This is a genomic window from Niabella hirudinis, assembly GCF_051201075.1.
Classification (GTDB): domain Bacteria; phylum Bacteroidota; class Bacteroidia; order Chitinophagales; family Chitinophagaceae; genus Niabella; species Niabella hirudinis.
Genome location: NZ_JBPEHJ010000007.1, coordinates 102,424 through 128,233, shown reverse-complemented (window position 1 = coordinate 128,233; position 25,810 = coordinate 102,424). Strand labels below are relative to the sequence as shown.

Below are 25,810 nucleotides of genomic sequence, written 5' to 3'. Positions count from 1 at the left end.
GTTAACAGCCGGGGCGCAGGAGCAAAAAATTCAACAACATTTACCGGTTAATATAAAAAATAATCCGATGCCGATACAAACAGGTTACTCCGAAGTAAACGGGATAAAAATGTATTACGAGATCTATGGAAAAGGAGCGCCGCTTGTACTGATCCACGGCGGGGGCTCTACGATACAAACCTCTTTTGGCCGCATTATCCCGCTGCTGGCGCCACACCGGCAACTCATCTGCGTTGAGCTGCAGGCCCATGGGCGTACGGGCGACCGCAACACCGCCCTCTCCTTTGAACAGGACGCTGATGATGTGGCTGCATTACTCGGCAACCTGAACATATCAAAGGCCGATATTTTTGGCTTTAGCAATGGCGGAAATACCGCATTGCAGATCGCCCTCCGGCACCCTGCGCTTTGTAAACGGATCGTTGCCGGATCGGTGTTGCTGAAACGCAACGGAACGCTGCCGCAATTTTGGGAGTTTATGAAAAACGGAACATTAGAGCAGATGCCCCAACCTTATAAAGATGCTTTTCTAAAATTAACGCCGGACAGCACAAAGCTGCTGACACTTTTTCAAAAATGCAAAGACCGGGTATTGCATCTTACCGATGTGAGTGATGATGCGCTCCGGTTTGTACAGGCGCCGGTATTGCTGGTAAACGGGGATGCTGATGTGGCTACGCCCGAACACGTTATTGCTATATCGAGGCTAATACCGCATTGCAGCCTGGCGATCCTTCCCGGCGGGCACGGCGAATATATGGGCGAAATCACCGCTCCGCAAAAAGGGCAAACCCCTTACAAATCCTTTGTATTGCTGATAGAGCAATTTCTGGATAAAGAGAAACGGTGAGAAGGGCAACCAGTGTAAACACATTGGGATAAGGTATCGATTATCGGGGCTGTTTATACTTTCTTTCAGAAAAAAGAGACGGGAAATATTCAGCCTCCGCATGCGGAAATGTGGTATACCTGCATACCGTGGCGATGAAGGGATGCAACATGCGATAAAGATAAAAAATAAGAGGCTGTATCAAAAGTCTCTATTTTGTCATGCCGTCCCGATGGCGATCGCATGTGCGTCAGGTTAAGAACAGATCATGTTGCCATGAAATGTAGTACGGGTAAGCCTTTCGCGCCAAAAAGATCGCATCTTTTAATAGCAAACAGGCGCAGCGCGCCGTTGACCCTTATAACGATGAACCTCCAAAACCTCCCGTAGCCGCAGCGCGGCGGTAATTTCCTGTGCACGGCTTGTACAAACCGCAATGATTACCGGTGCGCTGCACCTTTATTACCCGTATGGTCGTTTACTAACAGGATCAGCGCTGCGCTGCAGCTCCCGGGGCAAAAATTAACTTGACGCACATGCGATGGCGATCGGGATTGTTTCGGCATCTAAAGATGATTTTGTCAATAGATGCTGAAACAAGAATAGATCCCGGGTCAAGCCCGGGATGACATCTTCAGAACAACATTATGCTGTAAAGCGACTTTGAGACAGCTCCTTACCATTGGGGTACGGGCATGTTTAAGCATGTGCCTTTTCAAACTGTTTCATAAAATCGACCAGCTTCTGAACGGTTTCCAATGAAGTAGCGTTGTAAATGCTGGCCCGCATGCCGCCGGTGGTACGGTGCCCCTTCAGGTTTACAAACCCGCTGGCAGCTGCCTCCTTTAAGAAAAGGTCATCTAATGTATGATCCTTTGTGATAAAGGGTACATTCATAATAGAGCGGTCTTCCGCGGCTGCAGTGCCACTGAACAGTGCCGAATTGTCGATATACGTGTACAGCAGATTTGCTTTTTCAATATTGATTGCGGCGATCGCTTCCACACCCCCTTGCTCCTTCAGCCACTCATACACCAGCTTACAGATATAAATACCATAGGTAGGCGGTGTGTTAAACATGGATCCGTTATCTGCATGATTTTTATAATTCATCATGGAGGGCGTAAAATCCATGGCGTTTCCCAACAGATCTTCCCTTACAACAACCACGCAAACACCCGCTGCTCCCATATTTTTTTGCGCACCGGCATAGATCAATCCAAACTTCCGAACATCATAATATTTGGAAAGGATATCGGAGGACATATCCCCTACCAAGGGCACATTCCCGGTATCCGGCAATTCATTAAACCGGGTTCCGTAAATGGTATTGTTGGTGGTAATATGAAAATAATCCGCATCCGGCGTAAAAGCAGCCGGATCCAGCCTGGGAATATAATTAAAGGTTTTATCCTTCGAGCTGGCCACCACATTAACGCTTCCATAGCGCGATGCTTCCTTGATTGCCTTATCGGACCAAACCCCGGTATTGACATAATCGGCTTTTTTATTCCCGTTCATCAGGTTCAGCGGCACCATGGCAAACTGGCTGGAAGCGCCGCCTTGTAAAAACAATACTTTATAGTTGTCCGGAACCTGCATCAGCTCACGAAACAATTGCTCCGTTGATTCGATAATGGCCATATAATCCTTCGATCGGTGACTCATCTCCATTACGGACATTCCGGTATTGTTATAGTTCAATAACTCTTTTTGTGCTTTCAATAACACCGGCTCCGGTAATGCACAGGGCCCGGCCGAAAAATTGTAGACTCTTTCCATTCTAAAAAACTGGTTTTAATAATGAGGTGCGAAATTAATAAGAACCCTGCAGCTTATTAAATATTTTAATTAAAATCTAATGCGCTCCCGTTTGCTGATTTTTCTTGAAAAACCATGCCTTTTGTTCATGTATCCATTGTTCAACAGGAGCAATCGGTTTTAAATACACCGTTTACAGCAACGATTTTTGCAATATCAAGAGCACTGCCATTATCCAGCACCAGATAATCGGCACCCGCTTTATGTACAATTTCGCGGATCATTCCTTCTGCCCGCTCCCAGCCTCCCAAATCGGATAAAACAGCTACTTTTTCCTTTCGGTCCCGGTGCAATTTTAGCTGATTCAAAAAGCTGTCTGCGTTGTCTAACGTACATTTATAATCCATAATATCTATTTATCCACAAAGGTAAGCAATTCAGAACTCCCTCATATCCAATCGATTTTGCCGTAACTGTTGATTTTTTTGCACATATATACTATTATGGGGCATTTCAGCGTTTTACATATAGCCAAATATATTATCCATTTCTACCGAGCAGGGATACCAAAGGAGCATTGTTTGCCTACAGCAACTCAATAATTTATCCCGGGCAAAGTATTACTAAACTACCTTATATGGACATTAATAAAATGCAGGACAAAATAATCGCCGAGTTTGAAAACCTGGCCACAGCCGTTAACAAGTTTTCTTACTTCAGGCATTTGAAAAAGGTATCCAATGAATCTCAGCCAATGGACCCTGTTGAGAGGAATGACCAGAACCTGGTAACCGGTTGCCGCCGAAAAGTATGGGTAATGGCTTATAAGCAGGATGGCCGCATCTTTTTTAAAGCCGATAGTGAGCATGGCATCACCCGGGGGTTGGTAAATCTGCTTTTAAAAGTATACTCCGGCCATACGGTGGCGGCTATTACCAATGCTGATCTTTATTTTTTGCATGAGATCAAACTGTTCAATTACTTGTCGGCATCCTGGATGCGGGATTTTCTTTCCGTAATACAACGCATAAAATCCCTCGCTATTGTGCAGCATCTGAATGTTGCTCCGGAGCGGGAATCATAATTGCTTTATTTCCCTTTTCAATAGTTGTTTTTCAGCAACCGGTTTTTCCGGCGCCATTGCCTGTACAGGAATGGCTTTTTATTTTCCGTAAACTTTGGCAAATTCAACGGTCCGGTTTGGTGCGGCCATAACGTATCCCCGGGGCATTTCATATATTTGTCAAAAACGGTTTATCCATGTCAAAATACATTTTGCTTGCCAGCTTATTTTTTATTTGCACGTTGGGCCATGCCCAAAAAGAAGACAGGAAATTAACGGCCCTGATCCGGAGCGCGGTCAGTGATTTTCATGGAGACATTGGTGTGTATGTGCACCATCTAAAAAAAAACAGGGCTGTAGCGGTAAATGCGGATACCGTCTTTCCTACTGCCAGCATTGTCAAAATACCCATCCTGGCGGGTGTTTTTAATAAGATCGCGAAAAATGAACTCAAATTGTCTCAGGAATTTGTATACGATGCCAAACGGATATACGGCGGTTCGGGGCTGATGCAGTTTTACAAGGACAGTGCGCGTACAGATCTTTCCACGATGATCTCCCTGATGCTTACCTATAGCGACAACGTGGCCTCTATCTGGTTGCAGGAGCTGGCAGGCGGTGGCGCTGCAATTAACACAATCATGGACCAATTGGGATTGCCCCATACAAAAGTAAACTCCCGGACCGCAGGCCGGCAGGATATATGGAAGCAATATGGCTGGGGACAAACCACGCCCAAAGAAATGGCCCAGCTGTTTACCCTGATCCGGCAGGGCAAAGTTATTAACGCGCGGTATTCCGATAAGATGTATCGCTACTTAAAAAACCAGTTTTATAATGGCCGCTCTTTATCGCAGCTGCCGGCAACTGTTAGTACCATTTGCAAAACCGGCTCGGTAGATGATGCCCGGGGAGAAGTGGTGCTCGTCAATGCCCCGGGGGGCGATTTCGTTTTTTGCATTTTGACCAAAAATAATAAAGACCGGAGCTGGACCGATAATAATGAAGCCGAGGTACTAACACGAAAGCTGGCAAATATTATATGGAACTACTACGAGCCCAAACACCGGTTTACAGCTTTTGAAAAGATCGATTAATGTTAAAAGTTGCCCTTTCTACTTCAATAAATTCACCACATCCGCGGCCCGGTTTGCAGGGGTGACCTTTAGTTTTTTGACCCGGCCGTTGATCAGCTCGCATTCGATGGTGGTGTTTTTAGCCGCTTTTAATTTAAAATGCACATTCCATTCCTTTTTCCACGAGGGAAATAACAGGATCCTGTCGTCTTCGCTCTGCAGCAGCATGGTTTGCAAAGTGGTCATTGCAATGGCGCCATGCTGTATATCGGGCGGATAGTCAAAAGCCACTTTTGAATAGAAACAGGGAAAACGAACGCCCTTATCATTCAACAGGAAATTACGCTTTACAATAAATGCAGCTTCCTCCTTTAATCCCAGCAAGGATGCCTGGATACCCGTTGTATGCCAGGAAGAAATCATTCTTCGCCGGAGACCATTGGGCAAACTGATATACGAGCGGGACTCATAACCACTAATATTTTTTGTGCCAAAGTAAGACGGGGTATTAAAGGTATGAAGGGCCAGATCAATATTGGGTTTTCCAATTCCAAAGATCCGGAACGGAAAGACCACATACAACTCAGGGTATTCCACATTTTGATGAATGGTGATCTGCTGTGCCGGCTTCAAAATGGAAAGCCCTCCTTCATGATAGGTATAAAATCCGGGCAACTCCTGCAGTAGCCGGGTGCATTGATCTTTAAAATCCTGATCCGCTTGTTTCAACTGCGCCAGCCGGGGCAGTATATATTTCAACCCTCCGATCAATACAATAGGATTGGTAGCATGCGGATAGGTCTCCAGCACTTTAAAATCTTTGATCACCAGCTTTCCGGCACTGTCCCGCGGGAATGCCTTGTCAAAATACAATACTACATCCCGGGCTATGGGCAGCAATTTTTCCAGGAGGAAGTTTTCGTCCTGTGTATAGCTATAATAATCGAGGAAATAACTCACCAGCTCGGGCCCGCATACAATATGATCCTGGAGGTGGGGCATTTTAAAGTCTTTCGGATCGGTTAGTTTCCGTTCCCGTCGCTCCTGCTCATTGCCAAAAACATTCATCAATATGGCCCCATAGGTAGTGGCGCTTTCTTCAAAAGCAACCCCGGGCTGGTGTTTGTTCCTTTTTGTAATCAGCTTATCTACAGGATATACCACCTCCGTATAATAGCGGATCATGGGCTGTATCAGCTCCCAATCGCCGCTGGCAAGCAAGGGTAAATAAGGCAGGCGCTGGTTTTGCCAAAGCAATACCGGCGACCAGTTACGGTAGTCTGCACTTTTGCCCGAAACGGTATTAATGGCGGTTTTAAGCGGGTGTGTATAGGTATCATTTACGATGCTGGCGCCGTTAAACTGCATCATAAAGTTACCCCGGCCGCAAATACCCAGGATATACCGCTGGTACAGGTAGCTTTTGGTAACCGCCTGCAGGGTATCCTTTTCCACAGTTGTACTGCTGACATTGATAAATGACCGGTTCCAGAAGGCGCTCCAATACTGCTGATGTTTGCGCCACATCTGCCCGCCCGGGATCCGGTCTGTTTTGCCGGCCATCCGTTGCATGCTGTCTATCCACTGCTGCTCTGTGGCGGTTTGCGCCGTCAGTACGGCAATTTTAAGATTAAAGGCTTTGCGGGCAGCCGCAGAAACCAGCATACTGTCCTGCAAAGCGTGGAGCCCGCTGCCGGTAGCCAGTGCACCAAAGGTTTTATTTTTTTGAGGGTTATTGATCTGCAACCCATCCAGGTGCAATACCCGCATATTTTCATCAAAGAAAGCAGTGGACCGGTTACGGTAATAAAAAAGCAGGTCTGAACTGCGCCCCTTTACCAGGCGATCGCAGGCCTCATCCGGTGCGCCGCTCCGGGGTGGGCGCATTAGCTGGGCCGTTACCGTCATCTTAGCCGGGATCGTTGTTTTTGCGTCCAATAAGATCACCGGGTTATTGGCATCCACTCTAAGGGTAAGTGTCGCGTATTTTGTCTTAATCCGGTAGGTGGCGTCCGCAATGCGAAACGTTTCTACATAGTCTTTATCCTCCACGAGTATATTGGGGTAAAAGCCCACCTTGATCTTCCCTACTTTGTATAGCTGGTCCTGGTCGTTATGCGTATCACTCTTTCCTATATAAAAGTAAAGATGATGATCCTGCCGGTCTACCCATGCATTGGCCGTTATATCCCCGTTGCCCAGGATCATCGATGCTTCCGAGCCCTTGCCCTGCGTGGTAAAATGGAGGTTAAATGGCTCTAAAGATTGTCCCGCCGTATACGTAGAAACACCCAACAGCAGCATGCACATCAACCGGCCCGGCTTTCTGCCATGTATGCATTTCAGTATCTGCGAAACCAGTCCTGTCCTCTTTTCTTTATTCATTACTCAGTTGTTTAAACTTTTACTGCAACCATGTTCCGGCAGCCTCACCCGCGCCCGCCCGAACGATCATTCCGGCAGGTCCGGGATGTACACTAACATCAGAAGATTGAAATAACTCTTAAAATGTGTACTGTGCCCAAACATCCCTTTTCTAAAAATTGAACCGGCCGCATTTTGCTGTGCCTTCAGTGTAGTACAAAGCCAGGCACGCAGACGAAAAACATCAGCCGGCCTGCTATCTCTTTTCTGTTCATTGTATTATTCATTGTTTTCTTTCTCCGGAAGGTCAAAGCGACTTCTCCGCCTGTCGCTGATCTATTGCAATCAGCAGCGCTATACAAAAAATACATTTTCAAAATAAAAAAATCCTCTGGCAAAAACCAGCGCAGTTTTCTCCAATACCTACACTATTTTACCCTAAAAAGCCGTCCTGTCTTCAACAGGATGTATACCGTGCAATGATTTTGAAGTACACATCAGCCAGTTAGTGCTAAATTGATAAAATTTGTATCACAAACTTATCTCCTTTGGTAATAGCCCCACTACTTACCATAATGTCTGAAAAAGAAACTCGCAGCAGAAAGGGTGATATTAGTCAGACTAGTTACCACCCTCATCATACTACCCGTAAATTAAAATTGATGTCACATTGTTACTATAGTTGTCAATCTTTTAATATTTAACCGGGTCATCTATTTCTTTTGCGTAGGCCCTGGAAAAGTCAAGTGCTTTAACAGCCTTTGCTACATATTCAATTCCGCCCGGAAGATGTTCAAGAAAAACAGGATTACTGTAGTCTATTTTATCGTGTCCCAGGGTCGTACACCAAGTCACTCCACCATCAAAGTCATGATACCAGGCACTAGGCACATAACGAGCCCAAAAACCGGTTTTATTCTTTTCCTGTCTTTGATTTAAATGAGCTTTCAACCGCACATCATTGGTTGTATCCAAGGTATAAAAATCACTCACCATTACCACTCGTGTACCCGGGTATAACTCTTTTGCGAAATAACAGGTCGGAAGTCGTATCAACGACAAATCCATGCTGTTTACCCATCTTCATAATAGCTTCTGCCGCATAAGGCACGTTCTCATGCACAAATCCTTCTCCATTTTTCTTGTATACCAGTATGCGTGTGTTTCTAAATTCGAACTCAGACTGTGCGAATATGGATGAATACTGAAATAACATACACAGTAAAACTGCTGCAACTACTTTTCCAATGATATTAGTTTAATAAACCATATTTTTCTAAACATTTGCGATTTAATATTTGTATTTCCACGTTACTGATCAAGACTGGTCACTCCAGGGTCTTCACTAATAATTGATTCGTTTTCCAATCAATCCTTGACAAATCGTCACTATAAAGATTTTATAGATGTGTTAGAAGATAGCACCACGAGGGAAGCAGATCAAGAAACCACACTTTTTGGAAGTATAATATCTTTTTGACGTGAGGCCGGCATTACTTTCAGCTTCCTGAACTTCCTGTTTATGTATTCTACCTCAACAACAGTTTCATGCGGTGCATGTAATTTAAACGAAACATCCCAGTCTCCAGGCCAGGCAGGTAACAGTACGATCTTATCATCTACTGTTTGCATCAGCATTTCCTGAAGCCCTATCATCCCCGATCCTCCCCAGTTATGATCGGGAGTCCAATCATGACCGGGTCCCCAAAAAGTCGGAAATTTCCGCTCACTGTTTTTCAGTTTTTTGGTATTGTAAGCTGCTGCGTCTTCGGTCATACCCATACGCGCAAAGAAAATACCATCCTGGTGCCAGCTCATCACCACTCCCTTTCTAAATGCAGGAGCCTGACTGTATGCATTTTTAAAAGCCGCTATTTCAGCATCCTCCATTTTAAACTGATTGAAGGGAAACAACGGGTAAAATTGCGGCATTTCTACGTTCGCTTCTCTCAACCATTTTTCGGCCGGTTTGATGATCTTTTGCCCATTGTTTTCACCAAAGGAATAATCAGGAACTCTTAATAAATAGTCCTTAAAGTACTTTCTTTCTCCAGGTGTAACATATTTTTCGTCAAGCGCCAATAAAGATTTCAAACATGCTTTTAGGCCAGCCAGTAAATCTGTGGGGTTAGTGGCTCCCTTGTAAGATTCACAGGACGTGGAAGGGAAAATCACCAATTTGCCCGCCGCATCCAGTTCTTTACCGTTCCTCATTTTTTGCCGAAGTCTGTAGTGCTCATCGAAAAAAACAACGGCTGCTTTTATAAACGGCATATAGGAGCCAATATCAATGCGCGTAAAACGGTGATATTCCAATATCATGTATGCGTGCTCCAATTGTGATTCCCAATGATACGCAATAGAAGCATTGGCCATAATCCCCGCTTCGGCTGGTTGATCATAACCTGCTAATCCATTAGCTTCGGGCGCACCGAATGGAATTTCAGGACCTCTGTTTCTTTTTTTTGCACCGCTCCACCCCCAGCCGGAACCAATGGCGAGCCCTGGTACACCAATGTACTCCGAATACATGGCCCCTTTATGCCCAAAATGTGCTCTTACCCTTGCCGTTGCACCTGGTAAGGCTTTTTTGTACAAATCAAATTGAGCGGTGATCGCATCAAAGTCGCCGGACTTTAACATTGGCCAATACAACAGACGCTGGTTTTGCGCTGTAAACACATCACCTCCCCATGCACGCCAGTCAGGATCATAGGTATGTTTGGGTTCAGTTAACACCGGATCAAATGTAAGGTTGCCGCCGTTAAATTTAGAGGGATATTCTCCTGCAACATTACATCCCAGCTGGTACCTGAAAAGCTGGTAATTTCTACTCATTTGCCAAACAGGATTGGCAGGGTCTGGTTTACCAGGGAAAATACAAATATAGCTGCGTATCCAAAAATGTCTCCACCATAAGCAAGATGCGGCAAATGCACTTTTATCTTTTAATGCCTCCGAAGCCAGCTTTTCTAAGCCGGCTTTCCAGTCGCCAAATAATTCCGTCTGTTTAATGTATCCCGCAACTATTAAATGATGTTTTTTTTGTGGGGTTCTGCTTTTTATTATCCAGGATTTATATGGAGTATTCTGGTAAGCCCCCTCCCCGGTGCCGTACCGGACAAAGTCTGTTCCCATAAGTATACCCCCGAATGTTCTGTTTTTGAGATCATCGGTTATATGAGCCTCTTCAGCTTCCAGTCCCTGTTGTTTAATCAACATCCCCGGAATCAGTTTATCACCCGCATTACGATGATAAAACAACACACCTTTGGGCGTAAACGATATTTGATCCTTTCGTTTAACTACTTTGCCGGGATAACCTTCCAGCTCAAAACAGCCGAAGCGTTCGCGGCCAATTGTTTCGGCCAGGTCCTTATCTTCATAACGCCAGCTTTCATAAGCTGCCGTTGCATTTAGTGGCTCATCCGATTCTATTTCGACATGCACCACGGCTCTATTAACATCGACCCAAAGGCGTAGCTTTGTTTTAAATAACTCGCCATCTGGTTTTGAGTTTTCAGTCGATATATCAATATAACCCTCAGAAAGTTTCAGTTCCTGCCGAAAAGAAGTGAATTGTTCAAAAGGATTAGGATCCAACCGTACCCGGATCCTTCCCAGTTTGAGGTATTCGCCGTTTTCATCGAAACTGCCACTTTTCTGAATATAAAAAAGCAAATCTCCGTTTTCAACCCAAACATTCACACCGGTATCGTGTCCGCCAAGAGGCATGGAGTCTGCACAGTTTTTGGCCGGTGCATCCCACACTATATGATACTGCTTCAATTCCTGTAAAACGTTGTCAGAAACGCTCCCCTCAGCAGGTTGCGTCATGGGTTGTGCAATGGCGGCCATGTCAGACAATCCATACCAAACCAGCGTTGTTGCAGCAGCTTGTTTTGCCGCCGTCTGAATAAATTTTCGCCTGTTGTACCGATTTTTTCGTTCTTCGTTCATACCTTAAATATATTATAATTGCCTGTTTAATTGTACCCGGGGTTCTGCTCAAGCACTGCTTCCGTATTCTTTTCAATTTCGCTCTGGGGAATGGGCCACAATCTGTTTCTATCCAGGATTTGTCCCTTAGTCATTACATTGTATTTGTCCACCCGCTCCTTCTGCAAACCTAACCTCATAAGTGTTAACACCCTTTTTTCCTCGAAGCAAAGTTCGCGTGCACGTTCGTCCAGCAAGAAAGATATATTTACGTCAGATGCCGCTACCGGAGCTGCATTAGCCCGTTGCCTTACTTTATTAATATCGTCAGCAGCAAGCTGTGCCTGTCCTGCGCCTAAATGCGCCTCTGCCCGTAATAAATACGTTTCAGCAAGTCTGAAAAAATAGGTATCGTTGTAGGTTTGATTTGCTGTATTTAGCGTAAGGCCGGTTGCCGGATTGGAAATCACTTCTGCAGGGAAATCATTTATTGGTGTGGTTTTCGTATAAACAGGATGCCACCATCTATTTAATGCATTATTAAAGTTTGTAAATGCGCCGCTGGCGACAATATATTTTCCGTAATAAGCAGACGCCGGATTGTCAGCCTTTACATCACGAATAATATTGTATGCTGAATTACGTATATCGTTGGCATCTGTCCAAATTTCGTTCATTACATAATTTGTAGGAATAAGCCAGCCCGTTCCACGCCCCCCCATTTGAGTAGTAGGCCCTATGAAAAGGTTCTTGCCGTCATTGCCGGTAAGCTGCCAATATACGGGGCCTAAGAATGAAGCAATTGAATTGGGATGACCGCCACCAGGCACCAGGTACTCATACTGATCAACCCAAATGGCTTCTGTGTTAACACCTGCTTTTCCTTTGTAGTTTATATTGCCGCGTCTAAACAAATCACTATAAACATCTCCGGCCTTATCCTTCCAGGTACCAAAACGCGCTGTCATTAACCTATAAGCCGGATTATCAATAACTGCACTGGCCGCCGCGATGGCTTTATCCCATTGTTTGGTAATAATATAAGCTTCGGCAAGTGCATGTTGCGCGGCGGCTTTAGTTAGTCTCCCATCCTGTTTAAGTTCTGACTGATCCGGCAAATTGGCAGCGGCAAAGGTATAGTCGGAAATAACCTGCGTCCAGACATCATCAACCGAAGCTCTAACAAAGTCACGTTTAGGCTCCGTTACTTCTTTAAGAACCAGCGGAACGCCTCCGTATAATATACCAAGCAGCCGGTAGGCGTAACCTCTTAGAAAAGATGCTTCCGCCTTTACAACGGCCCTATCCTTGTCTGTTGGAAAGACAATTTCGGGTTTATCTATCCTGTCCAGAATGGTATTACAATCGAAAATAATGCGGTATGCGTCTGTCCAGAACTGTAATACAAACCTGTTTTCGGGAATGAGGCTGTTTGTATATGAATTCAGGTCGTGCGTAATTCCGTGGTTATCGAGCGAAACATCGGATGGATACTCAAGTGGAAAAGAAGCATCACTGCCCCTGTTATGTAGAATTCCGGTATTTTGATATATGCGGGCAATTGCGGCATTAAAATCTGCTGGTTTGGCATATGAGTTTGCTGGTGAATAGAAATCAAGAGGGACCTCTTCCAGCCATTTATCCTTATTACAGGAAGTAATAAGTACAATTCCTACCAGCATATAAAACAAGTATGTTACTTTTTTCATCAGTTTACTTTTTAGATCGCAGCGTGCTGCTTTTTGTAAATTGTTGCTTTTAAAATTCAACGTTAACGCCAAGGGAATACTCACGCATAAACGGTATACCGGGCGCAAATCCCTGCCCTGTTTCAGGGTCCCATCCCCTCCATTTGGTAATCGTAACCAGGTTTTTTCCCGTTGCAAAAACGCTTAAGCTGCCGATTTCGATTTTTTTGAGCAGTTGGCTGCTGAATGCATAAGAAAGCGACACATCCTGGAGCCTGATAAAATTTCTTTGCGAATAAAGCCTTGGGTTGTATGCCGATGGCGCATCAAGCCGGCGATACCTTGCGTTCGGATTCTCAGGCATCCAATAGTCCCACGCCCCTTTTGGAACATTTGAATATTTCAACTGCTCTTCAAACGACCAGGCGCCGGACGAATACGGACTATCATCACCCAGGTAAAAGTTTTTACCTCCCTGAATAGAATTAATCATTATATACAATCCAAAGTTTTTATAGTTGACCCTATTTGCAATACTGAAACGATATGCAGGTGTTGTATATCCCAGGATCTTACGATCATCAGCAGCCGAATATTTTCCATCGCCATTCAGATCGGAGATTTTCTCAGTACCAGGGAAAAAACCTGTGGGGATGATTCCGGCCCTCTGATCCGCCAACTGCCACATACCAATAATTTCGTAGTTGTAGACTGCGCCTGTCGGCTTGCCTATAAATAGCCCGCTGGATGGAATATCGTTCTCCACTCCATTTTTATTCAACCCCAGAATGGATATAATCTTATCCCGGTTTCTGGCATAGTTTGCAGTTGCCTCCCACCTGAAAGCACCGGACCGAATGAGTTTTGCAGTTAAAGTAGCTTCAATACCATGGTTGCGGACCTTACCAATATTGGTGGCAACAGCAGCAAAGCCCGTCAATCTTGGCAAATCTATGTTGTAGAGGATCCCCTCCGTGTTGTTGGCATAGTACTCAACAGTCCCCGAAAACACATTGTGTAAAACAGTAAAGTCAACGCCAAAGTTAGAACCGGTTGTGGTTTCCCATCCCAGGTTATTATTTGCCATGGACGAAATGTATTGTCCCAGCGTTGTAGTTCCACCTTCGCCAAATACATAACTTGGCTCAGATTTCAGGATCGCCAGCGTTTGATACCTGCCTACCCCTCTGTTGCCGGTGCTACCATAGGAAAAACGAAACTTTAAGAAATCAAGCCAGGCAGTATTATCTTTAATGAAGGACTCATTGCTGGCAACCCATCCTACGGCTGCCGATGGAAATACCCCTATTTTATTATTTGAGCCAAATCCGGAGAACCCATCCCGCCGAACTGTTCCGGTTAAAAGATATTTGTCTTTAAACCCATATAACACGCGCCCCATGGTATACAGGCTTGTTTCCTGGTAAGCACCTGATGCAAGCGTATTAAGCGTTGGGTCTCCGGCGCCAAGAAAATTGTACCCCAATGTACCATTTACAAACTTTTGGGCTGAGGCATTGGTGTTTGAACCGGTACGTTTTTCAACGCCATAAACAAACGTAGCATTGATATCGTGTACCTTATTAAAATTCTTCTTATACGTAACTATATTATCAAAAGACCAATCATACGCCACACCTTCATTCTTATAGGCCTGACCCGTAAAATTTGCACCATTGGGATTATATTGAGCTTCTCTGGAGGTTCGGTAGTTCTGATAAAAATTCGCACGATAGGCCAGCCCCGTAATCGGTAATTTTATATCTGCATGGATATTACCCACCAGGTTTGCCCGTTTGTCCAGGTTATCAATGTTGAGGTCAAGATAAGGATTAAGATTAGGCCCGCCCCCCGCTACAATCTGCAGACTACCTTCCGGAGTGTAAATCGGTGCAAAAGGCTGTAACAAAAAGGCATTGTTAACATTTGGCGCAGCTCCGGAATAGTCGCTCGAAGTAAAAAAAGATTCGATCCCCAGGTTCAGCCACCTGTTGATTTTTGCATCGGCATTAATACGATAGTTATACCTCTTATAATCGTCGTTGAGCATAAATCCTTTTACCCCGGTATATCCACCCGATAAAAAATAGCTGAGGTCATTACTTTTTCCCCGAATACCAATCGTATGGCTCTGAGAAGAGCTCTTACGCGTAAGACCGCCCCACCAGTCATTATTCTGCCCCTCGTTAAAGCCTCTTACAATATCTTCCGATTTGAAATACTGCGTGATATTATACTTTGGATTAAAATCAAGAGAATCCAGGCCTGACCGGCTGCGCGTCCATGTTACATCCTTAAAAAACTCTGTATACTCCTTACTTTCCATAGGCACCAACAAGCTGGCAGGGCTTTGAAGGCTATAATTTCCAGCATAACTAACAATAGGTTTGGAATTACCAATTCCCTTTTTGGTTGTAACCAGCAGTACACCATTGGATGCCTGGGAACCGTAAATAGCCGAGGAGCTGGCATCTTTCAAAATATCGACCGACTCAATATCCGCAGGATTCAGATCGGTTAAGCTTCCCCTGTAGATACTTCCATCTACAACAATAAGTGGTTGTCCATCTGCACTTGATAGTGAGTTCGTACCCCGAATTCCAACCGAGGGATTTTCCCCCGGCCGTGTAGTCACCCCCACATTAAGTCCCGGAGCAACACCACGCAATGATTGAAAGGTGTTTACATTCGATAGCTTTGCGAGTTCTTTCATATTTACCCGTACCACGGCGCCGGTTAAATCTGATTTTTTTGCCGTACCATACCCGATCACTACCACGTTATCCATGGCTTCCTCAGAATGAAGCATCAGTACATCAAGCGTTCTCTTCCCTCCGGTTTCAACAACCTGGGTTCTATATCCCACAAAACTGAATTGCAACTCAGTTTTACCAATAGGCAGTTGTACCGAAAAAGAGCCGTCTTCGTTAGAAGTCGTTCGCACAGAAGTCCCAACCACTTCAATGCTAACACCAGCCATGGGTTTACTATCAGGATCTTTTACGATCCCGGTAACCGTTAGAGATTGCGTCCAGGCTGTAACCGTTGTCAGTAAAGTAAACGCAATACAAAAGAGTCTAATCATTGGACATATAATTAAAAGTTAGAAAAGCTGAGAATTTCAAGCAATTTGACCGTTATACAGAGCATACGAATTCCAAGCAGAGTCATTAAAACCCATCGCTGCGCAAAAGAGACCGTAAGAAGGGGCAAGCTACGTTGCCCTATCTAAAAAGAACCTGCATCTGTACCCGGCGGCCCGTTAAAACCGCCGGGGTCTCTATACTTCACCGTTTGTAAATGCTCGCAATACAATACCAGTTCACCCTCGTTCTTAAACACTTCATAGCTGGCCCGGCATAGTCCCATATCCTTATATTTTGGCTGTTTATCCATATCCGTTTTGATCGTATAGATGGTATCGCCGATAAACACCGGCTTTATAAAGCGCAGCTTATCGTAACCATAGCTAAATGCATTGACACAGTTTGTGGCAACCAGTCCAAGCCCCGCGCTAAAAACAAAAGCCCCCGCAACCAGTCGCCGCCCAAAGATGCCCTCACGCTGTGCAAAGACATCGTTGGCAACATAAGGATGCATATCCAGCACCAGGGTATTAAACTGCATACTTTCGCCTTCGCTGATGGTTCTGCAAATGGATCGTATTTTTTTGCCAATTACCAGATCCTCATAGTACCAGTCTTCCGCATTCCAAACCGGGATTTTGCTATGTTCAGACGGATCACTCATTGTTCGCATACTATTTCAATTAAATTATAAATCAGTCCGGGTCCCGGACGCATACAGCCCAAACGCTGCATCAATGGCTTCGTTATGCGCGCCCAAAAAAGGAGCCCCCCTGGGCGATACCATCAATGCGCCATCCACCCTTGCCGGGCAACGCGTTGTCCGTATGGTTTTGTTGCCGTAGTGCACCCGTTGATCTGCCGCTGCGGATTGATAAAGCTCACTGGCCAGCAATCTGCTATAATCATATACTTCTGCGCACTCGATCCCTGCGGTCCTTAAAAGGTTTAACCATACCGCTGTTGTTTGCTCCACAAAGGCCTTATTCAATACCGTTTTTACCGCGTTTGCTGATGCCGCCGCCTGATCCGGGATCTGCAGTACCCGGTACAGTTCCGCAACGGATGTATACCCAATTGCTATAAAATCATCCCGGGTCTTAAAAAGACCCTGCGTTGCCGGACCGCAGCTACGGATCGCATGAGCGGCTGCCGCCGGCGATGTCCTGTCATTTTTGTTAAGGAACGCCGTTAGTGCGTCAAACTGAAAATCCAGGATACTTTCCATCATGCTTACCTGCACCAGGCTTCCAAGCCCGGTTTGCATCCGGCCCAGCAGTGCGGCCAACAGGCCTTGTACCAGTTGGGTTCCAGCAATAATATCCACCACGGCCACCCCCATGGGCACGGGTATCCCTTTTTGATCACCGGAAAGGTAGGCCGCGCCGGATACCGCCTGCAGCAACAGATCCTGACCGGGCAGTTCCTTCCACTCCCCTTCGTCACCATACCCGCTGATCTCCCCGTAAACGATGGCGGGGTTCAATGCTTTTACCCGGTCATAGTCCAGCCCCAGCCGCTGCATGACCCCGGGTCTGAAATTATGGATCACTACATCCGCCTTTGCCACCAGCTTTTTTACACGATCCAGGGCCGCAGCGTCCTTTATATCGGCACAATAACTCTCCTTGTTCCGGTTAATGGCGTGAAAGATCGTTGATTCATCGCCGTCAATCTTCACATCCGACACGTACAATACCCGGCAGATATCGCCCACTGTTTCCCGTTCCACTTTTATTACGCGCGCTCCCATATCGGCCATTCGTAATCCGGCACTGGGCCCTGAAAGGAACTGACTAAAATCCACCACCAATATATCTTCCAGTAACTGATACATACCTGAATTTGTAAAAAAATTATCTAAAGACCGGCACCGGTGGTATCGCATGCGGGGAGGGCGCAAACAGCCGTTCGCCGTTGATGCGGATGGGGCAACGCGTTGTAACAAATGAGGTTCCGTTGTCTGCAGTGATCTGCTGCTCCATCTGCAGCACTTTATATCCTTCGGTAGCCCGCATTGCATCCCAGTCCAGCACCGGCATTACCCAAAGATCCAGCGCCCTTGTCCGCTGCAGCCAGTACGCTGTTGTTTCTGCTGAAAGATGTTCCGCTATAACTTCCTTAATTTCATCGCGCTTCGAAAAGGCTTCTTCTTCCTTAAAGGCATCCAGTGCGGCACACTGTAATGCGCTGTTGAGTTGCTTCAGCGGCATCATAGCAATCGCTATGCATCCATCCCGTGTACTGTAAATACCATAGGGGGCGCTTAACAGGGCATTGGCATTATTAACCTCCGCGCGTACCGGCGTACTGCCGCTCTCAAAGAAGGTTGTAAGAAACTCAAACTGGAAATCGATCAGGGTTTCAAACAGGCTCAGCTCCAGCAATGCCCCCTTCCCGTTCTTTTTGGCACGGATCAGCGCGGCAATGATAAACTGTACGGCCTGCTGACCACAGAGATAATCGCCAATGCCTAATCCAAAAGGCGTTGGCGGGTCCGACCGGTTCCCCGTTGTATAACAAAGCCCGGAAACCGCCTGCACCACCAGGTCTGATGCGGGCCCGGTGCCCATTACCGTATTGGGCCCGTAACCCGATACCCGGGCATAAACGATCCGGGGATTGATTGCCTGAACCGCTGCATAATCCAACCCTCTTTGCGCAATTATCTCCTCCGGCAGATCGTGTACAAATACCTGTGCAATGCGCAGCCATGCTGAAAGGGTATCCCCGGAGGCAGCATCGCCGGCATCCAGCGCTACCCGTTCCTTATTCCGGTTAACCGTTTTAAAAGAAAGTGTATTCCATCGCTGATCATTGCCGCAGGCATTACCATGCATGCTATCCTCAGCCCTTTCTTCGATCAGGATCACCCTCGCTCCAAGATCTGCCAGGCGCAAACCGGCGCCGGATACCGAAAGACCACCGGCATACTCCACTATAATGATCCCCTCCAACGGCAATATCATATTCTTTCTTTATTCTGTTATCGCTAAAATAATATCCGGCAACCTGCGCTGCGTAGCTGCAAACCTAAAAAGCGGCCGCAGCATTTCGATTGCCTGCTTTGTTCAGTTTATAAAGTATTTTGACATTTGCCTGAAAATGGGCAGTGACCTGTACTGCCTTGTTCCGATCCCGGTAGTCATTGGAACTATCGGAGCAGCCTGATAGTACTTCTTCTTATTTCGATGAACTTAATTGTTCTGTTGCCAATGCTCAGGACAACACGGGTATCGCAGGTGGTGCACCTTGTGTTATGTTAACGCCCATTTGGCTGTAACAGGTATCCGGCTCAATACAGTAAATACACGGTAACGCTATCATTGACCCAGCGCTGTCTTTCTTTGGCGGTAAAACTTTATTATAAAATCAACGTGCAATAAAATGTTATGCAGCCATTCAGCAGGGTCCGGAAAAAATTCCCCTATCTTTAACACTGTTTAAATAATTATTCCCGGAAATGCCATTATGAAGCCTGAATTAATTGTTGACGCTCCGATAATGAATCAAAAAAGGATCTGGATCAAAAAAGTATCCAAGCCTCATTTTGATCATCCTTATCATTTTCATAAACTGTGCGAGATCACCTGGATCGAGAAAGGCTATGGCAAACTGATCATCGGTGATCATGTAGGCAACTATTCCGATAACGAACTGGTACTCCTGAGTCCCGGGCTACCGCATATCTGGAAATCCGATACGGCATTTTACAGGGGAAGCAAAAAAATGCAGACAAAGGCAATGGGGCTTTATTTTCCCGTAGAGCTCATCTCCGGTATGTGCGATGATGAGCGGATCATTGATCAATACAACAGTTTGGTGGCTAAAGCCGAAAGGGGGATCCGGTTTTATGGAACTACCCAGCAGCGGGTGGTAGAAAAATTACATAAGATTGCCGCATCCTCCGGGCTTGCACAAACGGGTATTTTTTTACAGATCCTCCACCTCCTCTCCCAATCCACGGAATACGAATATCTGGCGGGCATCGGGTACCGCTCCTCATCCAATACCCATGATATGGAGCGGTTCAATACGGTATATCAATACCTGCTGAAACATTTTCAACAGGACATTTCGTTAAACGAAGTAGCGGCGGTGTGCAATATGACACCTTCTTCTTTCTGCCGGTACTTTAAACAAAAAACCCAAAAGAACTTTACCTTTTTTCTGAATGAGATCCGGGTAGGTCACGCAAAGAAACTGTTACTGAACGAGCAATATTCAATAACGAACATCGGTTATGAATGCGGGTATAATAACCCCGTCAATTTTTTTTATTTCTTTAAGCTGATAACGCAGCAGACACCCGGAGAATACCGGAACCGGGCGCTGGAATTGCACCGGAAATCCTAAGCGCAGCCCGGGCGAATCCGTTCATAATCCTACGGATATCCCATTGCAGATTCTGGCATGCAAATTCATAAAGGGAACAGGGAACGCACCACCGGCTACCCCGGGCCTGACAAAGGAGACAGGTATCACCGCCCCCATGTTTTATTAGGTTCCGGTCCGAGGTTGATATTCATACTGCCCCCATTGGCAAAACTGCTGAACGGAAATTCAAAACGGTTCCAGGGTTTTCCGTTCAGCAATACCGACTGAATGTAGGTATCATCAACTCCCACAGCAGGCGCCTTTGTCCGGATCTGAAAGGTTTTGTTATTGGGTAAATGAAAAACAATCCTGCTAAAAACAGGCGATGTAATTTCAAGCGAGGGGTTCACATCCGCCAGGCCCTGTACATCAAAGAGCCCTAACGCCATCAGCGCACTCAGTGCTCCCATTTGTCCCTGGTCCTCATCGCCCCTGTAGCCGGCAAACGCCGTGGTATCGCCAAAAGTCAGTTCCTTCACCTGCCGTACCCAGTACTGTGTTTTCCAGGGCGCGCCGGCATGGCTGAACAAATGCGCCAGATGACATCCGGGCTGGTTATCATAATCGACCCAGGCCCATCCATGTGCCCCGTGCTCTGCCGCAAAGCCGGTGCCGGCGGCGCTTTTAAAACGCGCTTCCAGGTTTTGTATAAATGAGGCTGCACCTCCCCTGGCCTGTATAAGCGCCTTGATGTCCTGGGGTACATAATAACTGTAGATGGCGGCGTTTGACTCAATAAAGCCGGGTGTGGCAAAGCCTCCGCTATTGGCGGTTGCTACGGGGTCAAAGGGCGTCAACCAACGGCCCAGGGTATCTTTGGGACGCATATAACCACTGGATGCATCGTATACATTGCGCCAGTAGCCGGCCCTTTTCATAAACCGGTCATAATCTTCTTTCTTTCCCATACTTTGGGCCATCTGGGCAATACACCAATCCTGGTAGGCATATTCGAGTGTCATGGCGGCGCCTCCGCGGTGAAACCCATCTCCCCGGGAAGCGATCTCATAAGGCACATACCCGTATTTGAGATACCAGTCGATACCGCCACCTTTGGGATTGGGCCCGGCTTCATACCCTGCCCGGTCTCTTATCCCCCCCGGAAACGCATTTTTATACGCCCCTGCAAATGCTTCCTCCTTATTAAAGCGGGCCTGTTTTGTTTGCATCAGCGCTGCCAGCAAGGGCGTGGTTTGGTCGCCCACCATTACATAGGATTGGGCGCCTCCCCAGGACTCCCTGGCCATAACGCCCGCATTGCGGTAATAGGCAAGAAAGGTTTGCGCCAGATCGTTGCCATATTCAGGATATACCATGGACCAAAGGATATTCAGGTTCCATTGCGTACCCCACAAGCCATCGGCATCCATAAAATGCCAGGCAGGGGCACCCTTTGAGGTGAGGGGTACGCTGCGTACCAGGGAAACCGGACCTGTATTATCGATATACTGTCCGTTTACATCTTCGGATATTCTTCTCCCGATGGCGGTATGCATCAGGTCCGTATAAAACTTGACCTGCTGCTTGCGGGTGCCGCCGCTTACCTCTATCCGCCCGAGGTAGTCGTTCCATGCGTTCTTTGCCCTGGCCACCGCTTTTTCAAAATCGGCATCGGGCATTTCCTTATCCAGATTCATCCTTGCATTTTCCATACTTACAAAGGAGATGCCTACCTGCAGCAATATTTGTTCCCCTTTCTTAAGGTTGTAATAGCTGGCATATACCCCGGCCCTGCGGTCGCTGGTGAGCGCTCCCTTTACCAGTTCCTGTGCCGTTGAGTCGGTTGCTGATACCCCCCAGAAATTAAGTTTATCAAAGGGTTTGCTGAACCGGGCAGCAAAATAAACGGTGCAATTTTTCTTTCGTCTGAAGGTGGGCGCCATCAATGAATAGCCTTCTATTTCGGTGTTGCTTTTCTTACGGGCATAGCCCCATAACATTTTCACCGGCCCCAGTGCCGCCGTAAGGTCCATAATGATATGGGCTTCCTTTGCCGCCGGGAAAGTATACCGGTGAAAACCCACGCGCTGCGAGGCGGTCAGCTCTGCCGTAATACCATAGTCCTGCAGCAGGATTTTATGATAGCCGGGCTTTGCCACTTCTCCTTCATGACTTAGCCGGCATTTGGAAGCAGCCAGTCCCTGCAACGCTTTGCAGGGGCCTACTACGGGCATCACGGGAATGCCGGCCGTTTGCGTATTGTGTACATGACTGAAATTAAGGATATAGGGGTCATTGTAGCGATACCCGGCATTCCACAGATCACCATGATGTGTATCCGGGCTAAGCGCTACCATGCCGTAAGGCAGGGAGGCTGCGGCAAAAAAATCGAAGCGGGGCTTTACCGTGTTCACCAGCGGGTTGGCCAGGTCGGCCGGTTGCTGCGCGGATCCGGTTGCTGATGACAATATACCCAGATATAGCAGGAAGCTTTTTATTTTCATTTTTAGTTATTGAGGATCTAAAATGCCACGAATACACGAATGTTTTTTACAATGCCGTTGTAATGCCACAAATATCCTTTCTGTTTTAACTGCAAGGATTTGTTTGAAACGCAAGGAACGCGAAGGATCCGCTAAGTTCGCAACGCTATTGGATACTTTCTGTTGTGATCATTGCGGAGCCCTTGCGCACATCGCGGTTTCATTTTAAACGCAAGGAACGCTAAGTTCACAATGCCATCCTATACTCTCTTCTGCGATCGTTGTGGAACCCTTGCGTGCCTTGCGGTTCCATTTTAAACGCAAGGGACGCGAAGGATTACGCCAAGTTCGCAATGCTATCTGATACTTCCCTTTGCGGCCGTTGCGGAACCTTTGCGCACATTGCGGTTTCATTTTAAACGCAAGGAACGCTAAGTTCACAATGCCATCCTATACTCTCTTCTGCGATCGTTGTGGAACCTTGCGTGCCTTGCGGTTCCATTTTAGTCAGTTGTAACGTGCTACTCCAATATCAGTGAAACGGGTGCAAATGCTTTGATCGCAACTGCTATTTTTCCTTCTTTTACTTTTAATTGCTCTCCGGTGGGCACGCCTCTTAAATTAACCAGACGGGCCCGTTTAAATTTGCCTCCTTTGGGTAATTGAACCTCCACCGGGCCGGCGATACCGGCCTGCTCCCACAAACGCAGCAGGGTACCATTGTTACCATCCGGATCATTGCCAAAAGCAGTTACCAGCACCCCCTTGCGGGAAAGCGCCACTCCCTGCTGCATGGCGGGCAATGTTCCTGCTTTATTTTCAGCTACGGCCGCCATCAACGGCAAGCGGGCCTCCCATCCATGCACGGTAAGATCTTCAGTTTTATTTGCCTGCTGCTTTACCGGCCAAAAACGCACTTGCTCCGACCAGGAGCCTTCCTGCCACAGGGGAAAATTCGTATTCCACATATTATTGTACAGGTTTACAAATACGGCGGGCTTTTTTGGCGTAAAGTTCAGATCCCAGCGCCAAAGCCCGGGCTCATCCAGCGAAACCAGCGGGGCATCGATGGGGCAAAGCGCCATACTATTATTGTTGCCCCAAAGCGCAACGCCGGCGCTAACCGCGTTCAGGTAATGATTGGTACCCGGCACAACATCTTTGGCGGGATTTACCGGGGCGCCTAAACGTCCCAGCTGAAATTCCGGATTGTTAACTGCAAAAGGAAAACAAAGCCAGCCGCCCTCCGGGTGTTTGTCGGGTGTTTTATTGGTCACCTCCCATTTTACATCAATATACGGCAGCGCTTTGGGAAAGGTAAACCGGATGCTGTAGCTGCCGGCCAGGCCTTTGGTATCATCCGTGGTTAACACAATCACATCGGATACACCGGAGCTCAGGTGCTGCATTTTCCAGTTACCCGGTGTAATGGCACGATAGGGTTCCTGCAGGGTATCCGGCATGCCCGGCTTTCCGATATCATTTAATGCCCAGCCACCCGACATACGGGAATACTTATTAAAAAAGCGATCGTACACTTCTTTTTTGCTAAACCGTTCATGCAGGAACTGCCCCAGTACATATTTGCTGTTGGGATCCTTTAGTTCCCGGCCGGTTTGTTTATTCCTGAGGGAGCGGATACCGCCCTTATCCAGGTCAAAGACCGCAATAAAATAAGGCGTTTCTATTTTTGTGGTACCGGATTGCAGCGGTGTGGTTTTTGGTGTACGGTAAGGAATGGTTTTATACCCATTGGCCGGCACACCGGCTACATAAAGCTGCACTCCATCGACCTCCACAAGCCCGGATCTTTTCCAGGGAAGCGGGTTATAGACGAGCAGGCTTTTTTCTTTCGTTTTTACCGATGCCGCCAACAGGCGGAGCAGGGCATCCAACTCCCGGTGCACAATGGTGGAAGCCTGGTGGGCATAGGCTTTATGGTCTTCATAAGACTGCAGCCATTTACGTTTGCTACCTCTTGCCAGTTTGGTATAGTCTCCATCGGCGGGTACGGGTTCCGCATCTTTTTCTTTGAGCCACTGTTTCCAGGCCGCACCGTATACATAACGTGGCCCATACTCGGCATTCATGCCCCAGGTATGCTCGCCATACAGCAGGCTTTGCTCATAGGCTTTATCCAGGGCGCCATCAACCGGCGGCGGTCGCAATCCCCAAAGCCGGAGCTGCGCATCCAGTGTCTGTAAAGCGGGTTCCAGCGGCCTTGCATTGCGGGCTTCCTTGGAAGCCTGTGGCATCGACATTAACCCATGGATCCAGGTATCCGGCATATCGCCGCGTACTACCGGTAGTTCCGGTTTTTCTGAAAGTACGGCCCGGGCAAAATCATCGAGGGTACCGAAATGTATTTTTACACCCGGCATTTTTTCTTCGTACTGTTTGCGCCATTTAGCAACTTCCGCGGGTGTGGGCGGACCATGATTGTCGCCCGTCATGATCATCGAAAGATAGTTGCGGCAGGGCCAGTCCGCCGGAGGAAAAAGGCTGCTGCCGTAGTCGATATTATAAGCGCAGAGGATGCGGGATCCATCCGGTCCCTGCCACCAGAAGAGCTGCGGCACCCTCGGATACTGGCTGGCGGGGTTTACCCCGATGTGCAAAAATCTGATGCCTGCATGCTCCAGGAGCGTGGGCCATACCCAGCTATGCGAGGGCACATCCGTCATTTTACCGGCAATGGGCAGCGGAAGGTTGTAAGTGCGGCTTACGCGGGCAGAATAATCCAGCCCCCGCACCAGGTCTTCCAGCTCCTGCGATTCCGTATGCATAGAGAACGGGAGTGCATGTACCGCCAGCCGTCCGTCTCTTATGGCCTGCTCTATGCGCAGTTTTCGTGCAGGGTCCTGCTGCGGCCCCAAGATCTGCGCCCAAAGCGGCCAGCCGGGCACCGTCCATACAAAACGCTGCTCCGCCGGCAGCTTACTGTTTTCATCTACGATCTTCAATGCATTATCCATCATCTCCGTGCGATAGCGGTGAAATACATTGGCCGCCTGATCTGTAAAGCCCAGATCAAAATGCGTTTTTACCACGATCCATATATCGGTCACTTTACGAGCGGCTGGTTTTGCCTGCGCGCTTGCCAGCAGGGGTGCCCCCGCTACCAGTAATAGTAACAATCGAAAAAAAAGGCGGCAATAGCTACTCTTCATACGAATATTCTTTTTAAAAAATCTGATAAAATAA

General features: G+C 47.1%; 16 protein-coding genes. 4 read left to right on the top strand and 12 right to left on the bottom strand.

Going from position 1 to position 25,810, the window contains the following annotated elements:
* Window positions 1-67 precede the first annotated feature (67 nt).
* A complete protein-coding gene (locus GGU45_RS14605) occupies window positions 68-850 on the top strand; it encodes an alpha/beta fold hydrolase (RefSeq protein WP_435225915.1) in 783 nt (260 codons plus the stop codon).
* 678 nt (window positions 851-1,528) lie between these two features.
* Here GGU45_RS14605 and serC read toward each other — a convergent pair.
* Window positions 1,529-2,611, bottom strand: coding sequence for a 3-phosphoserine/phosphohydroxythreonine transaminase (gene serC / locus GGU45_RS14600; RefSeq protein ID WP_435225913.1), 1,083 nt, complete (start codon window positions 2,609-2,611; stop codon window positions 1,529-1,531).
* A 140-nt stretch (window positions 2,612-2,751) separates the two neighbouring features.
* Entirely contained in the window at window positions 2,752-2,997 is a 246-nt protein-coding gene (locus GGU45_RS14595) for a hypothetical protein (RefSeq protein ID WP_435225911.1), read from the bottom strand.
* A gap of 230 nt (window positions 2,998-3,227) precedes the next feature.
* On the opposite strand from GGU45_RS14595, the gene GGU45_RS14590 reads away from it, so the two are divergent.
* Window positions 3,228-3,674 (top strand): SufE family protein, encoded by a 447-nt coding sequence (locus GGU45_RS14590; RefSeq protein ID WP_435225910.1) that lies wholly within the window; start codon window positions 3,228-3,230, stop codon window positions 3,672-3,674.
* A gap of 176 nt (window positions 3,675-3,850) precedes the next feature.
* A complete protein-coding gene (locus GGU45_RS14585) occupies window positions 3,851-4,750 on the top strand; it encodes a serine hydrolase (RefSeq protein WP_435225908.1) in 900 nt (299 codons plus the stop codon).
* Window positions 4,751-4,768: 18 nt separating this feature from the next.
* Here the strand turns inward: GGU45_RS14585 and GGU45_RS14580 are convergent, their stop codons facing one another.
* The 8 genes from GGU45_RS14580 to GGU45_RS14545 all read right to left on the bottom strand — a co-directional run bounded on the left by GGU45_RS14580 (window position 4,769) and on the right by GGU45_RS14545 (window position 18,775).
* Window positions 4,769-7,114, bottom strand: coding sequence for a DUF5703 domain-containing protein (locus GGU45_RS14580; protein WP_435225906.1), 2,346 nt, complete (start codon window positions 7,112-7,114; stop codon window positions 4,769-4,771).
* Window positions 7,115-7,786: 672 nt separating this feature from the next.
* Window positions 7,787-8,089 (bottom strand): ThuA domain-containing protein, encoded by a 303-nt coding sequence (locus GGU45_RS14575; protein WP_435225904.1) that lies wholly within the window; start codon window positions 8,087-8,089, stop codon window positions 7,787-7,789.
* Between the two features lie 444 nt (window positions 8,090-8,533).
* Window positions 8,534-11,053, bottom strand: coding sequence for a DUF5703 domain-containing protein (locus GGU45_RS14570; protein WP_435225902.1), 2,520 nt, complete (start codon window positions 11,051-11,053; stop codon window positions 8,534-8,536).
* Between the two features lie 26 nt (window positions 11,054-11,079).
* Window positions 11,080-12,741 carry a RagB/SusD family nutrient uptake outer membrane protein gene (locus tag GGU45_RS14565; protein WP_435225900.1) on the bottom strand — a complete coding sequence of 554 codons (1,662 nt, stop codon included), beginning with the start codon at window positions 12,739-12,741 and terminating at the stop codon, window positions 11,080-11,082.
* Window positions 12,742-12,790: 49 nt separating this feature from the next.
* Window positions 12,791-15,805: a SusC/RagA family TonB-linked outer membrane protein gene (locus GGU45_RS14560; protein WP_435225898.1), complete on the bottom strand. Its 3,015-nt coding sequence runs from the start codon at window positions 15,803-15,805 to the stop codon at window positions 12,791-12,793.
* A 143-nt stretch (window positions 15,806-15,948) separates the two neighbouring features.
* Window positions 15,949-16,479, bottom strand: a complete 531-nt coding sequence (locus GGU45_RS14555; protein ID WP_435225896.1) for a MaoC family dehydratase — start codon at window positions 16,477-16,479, stop codon at window positions 15,949-15,951.
* A 15-nt stretch (window positions 16,480-16,494) separates the two neighbouring features.
* Window positions 16,495-17,643, bottom strand: a complete 1,149-nt coding sequence (locus GGU45_RS14550) for a CaiB/BaiF CoA transferase family protein (protein ID WP_435225895.1) — start codon at window positions 17,641-17,643, stop codon at window positions 16,495-16,497.
* A 19-nt stretch (window positions 17,644-17,662) separates the two neighbouring features.
* Window positions 17,663-18,775, bottom strand: coding sequence for a CoA transferase (locus tag GGU45_RS14545; RefSeq protein ID WP_435225893.1), 1,113 nt, complete (start codon window positions 18,773-18,775; stop codon window positions 17,663-17,665).
* Between the two features lie 502 nt (window positions 18,776-19,277).
* On the opposite strand from GGU45_RS14545, the gene GGU45_RS14540 reads away from it, so the two are divergent.
* The gene (locus GGU45_RS14540; RefSeq protein ID WP_435225891.1) at window positions 19,278-20,162 is read left to right on the top strand and encodes an AraC family transcriptional regulator; all 885 of its coding nucleotides are present in this window, start codon (window positions 19,278-19,280) and stop codon (window positions 20,160-20,162) included.
* 125 nt (window positions 20,163-20,287) lie between these two features.
* Here the strand turns inward: GGU45_RS14540 and GGU45_RS14535 are convergent, their stop codons facing one another.
* Window positions 20,288-22,627, bottom strand: a complete 2,340-nt coding sequence (locus tag GGU45_RS14535) for a GH92 family glycosyl hydrolase (RefSeq protein ID WP_435225889.1) — start codon at window positions 22,625-22,627, stop codon at window positions 20,288-20,290.
* Window positions 22,628-23,127: 500 nt separating this feature from the next.
* A complete protein-coding gene (locus tag GGU45_RS14530) occupies window positions 23,128-25,776 on the bottom strand; it encodes a glycoside hydrolase family 38 N-terminal domain-containing protein (RefSeq protein WP_435225888.1) in 2,649 nt (882 codons plus the stop codon).
* Window positions 25,777-25,810 lie beyond the last annotated feature (34 nt).

Excerpts from the sequence above, each read along its gene's own strand:
- GGU45_RS14580 (WP_435225906.1), bottom strand. The coding sequence starts at position 7,114 with ATGAATAAAGAAAAGAGGACAGGACTGGTTTCGCAGATACTGAAATGC.
- GGU45_RS14535 (WP_435225889.1), bottom strand. The coding sequence starts at position 22,627 with ATGAAAATAAAAAGCTTCCTGCTATATCTGGGTATATTGTCATCAGCA.
- GGU45_RS14555 (WP_435225896.1), bottom strand. The coding sequence starts at position 16,479 with ATGCGAACAATGAGTGATCCGTCTGAACATAGCAAAATCCCGGTTTGG.
- GGU45_RS14585 (WP_435225908.1), top strand. The coding sequence starts at position 3,851 with ATGTCAAAATACATTTTGCTTGCCAGCTTATTTTTTATTTGCACGTTG.
- GGU45_RS14575 (WP_435225904.1), bottom strand. The coding sequence starts at position 8,089 with ATGGTGAGTGATTTTTATACCTTGGATACAACCAATGATGTGCGGTTG.
- GGU45_RS14590 (WP_435225910.1), top strand. The coding sequence starts at position 3,228 with ATGGACATTAATAAAATGCAGGACAAAATAATCGCCGAGTTTGAAAAC.
- GGU45_RS14565 (WP_435225900.1), bottom strand. The coding sequence starts at position 12,741 with ATGAAAAAAGTAACATACTTGTTTTATATGCTGGTAGGAATTGTACTT.
- GGU45_RS14540 (WP_435225891.1), top strand. The coding sequence starts at position 19,278 with ATGAAGCCTGAATTAATTGTTGACGCTCCGATAATGAATCAAAAAAGG.
- GGU45_RS14550 (WP_435225895.1), bottom strand. The coding sequence starts at position 17,643 with ATGTATCAGTTACTGGAAGATATATTGGTGGTGGATTTTAGTCAGTTC.
- GGU45_RS14560 (WP_435225898.1), bottom strand. The coding sequence starts at position 15,805 with ATGATTAGACTCTTTTGTATTGCGTTTACTTTACTGACAACGGTTACA.
- GGU45_RS14605 (WP_435225915.1), top strand. The coding sequence starts at position 68 with ATGCCGATACAAACAGGTTACTCCGAAGTAAACGGGATAAAAATGTAT.
- GGU45_RS14545 (WP_435225893.1), bottom strand. The coding sequence starts at position 18,775 with ATGATATTGCCGTTGGAGGGGATCATTATAGTGGAGTATGCCGGTGGT.
- GGU45_RS14530 (WP_435225888.1), bottom strand. The coding sequence starts at position 25,776 with ATGAAGAGTAGCTATTGCCGCCTTTTTTTTCGATTGTTACTATTACTG.
- GGU45_RS14595 (WP_435225911.1), bottom strand. The coding sequence starts at position 2,997 with ATGGATTATAAATGTACGTTAGACAACGCAGACAGCTTTTTGAATCAG.
- GGU45_RS14570 (WP_435225902.1), bottom strand. The coding sequence starts at position 11,053 with ATGAACGAAGAACGAAAAAATCGGTACAACAGGCGAAAATTTATTCAG.
- serC (WP_435225913.1), bottom strand. The coding sequence starts at position 2,611 with ATGGAAAGAGTCTACAATTTTTCGGCCGGGCCCTGTGCATTACCGGAG.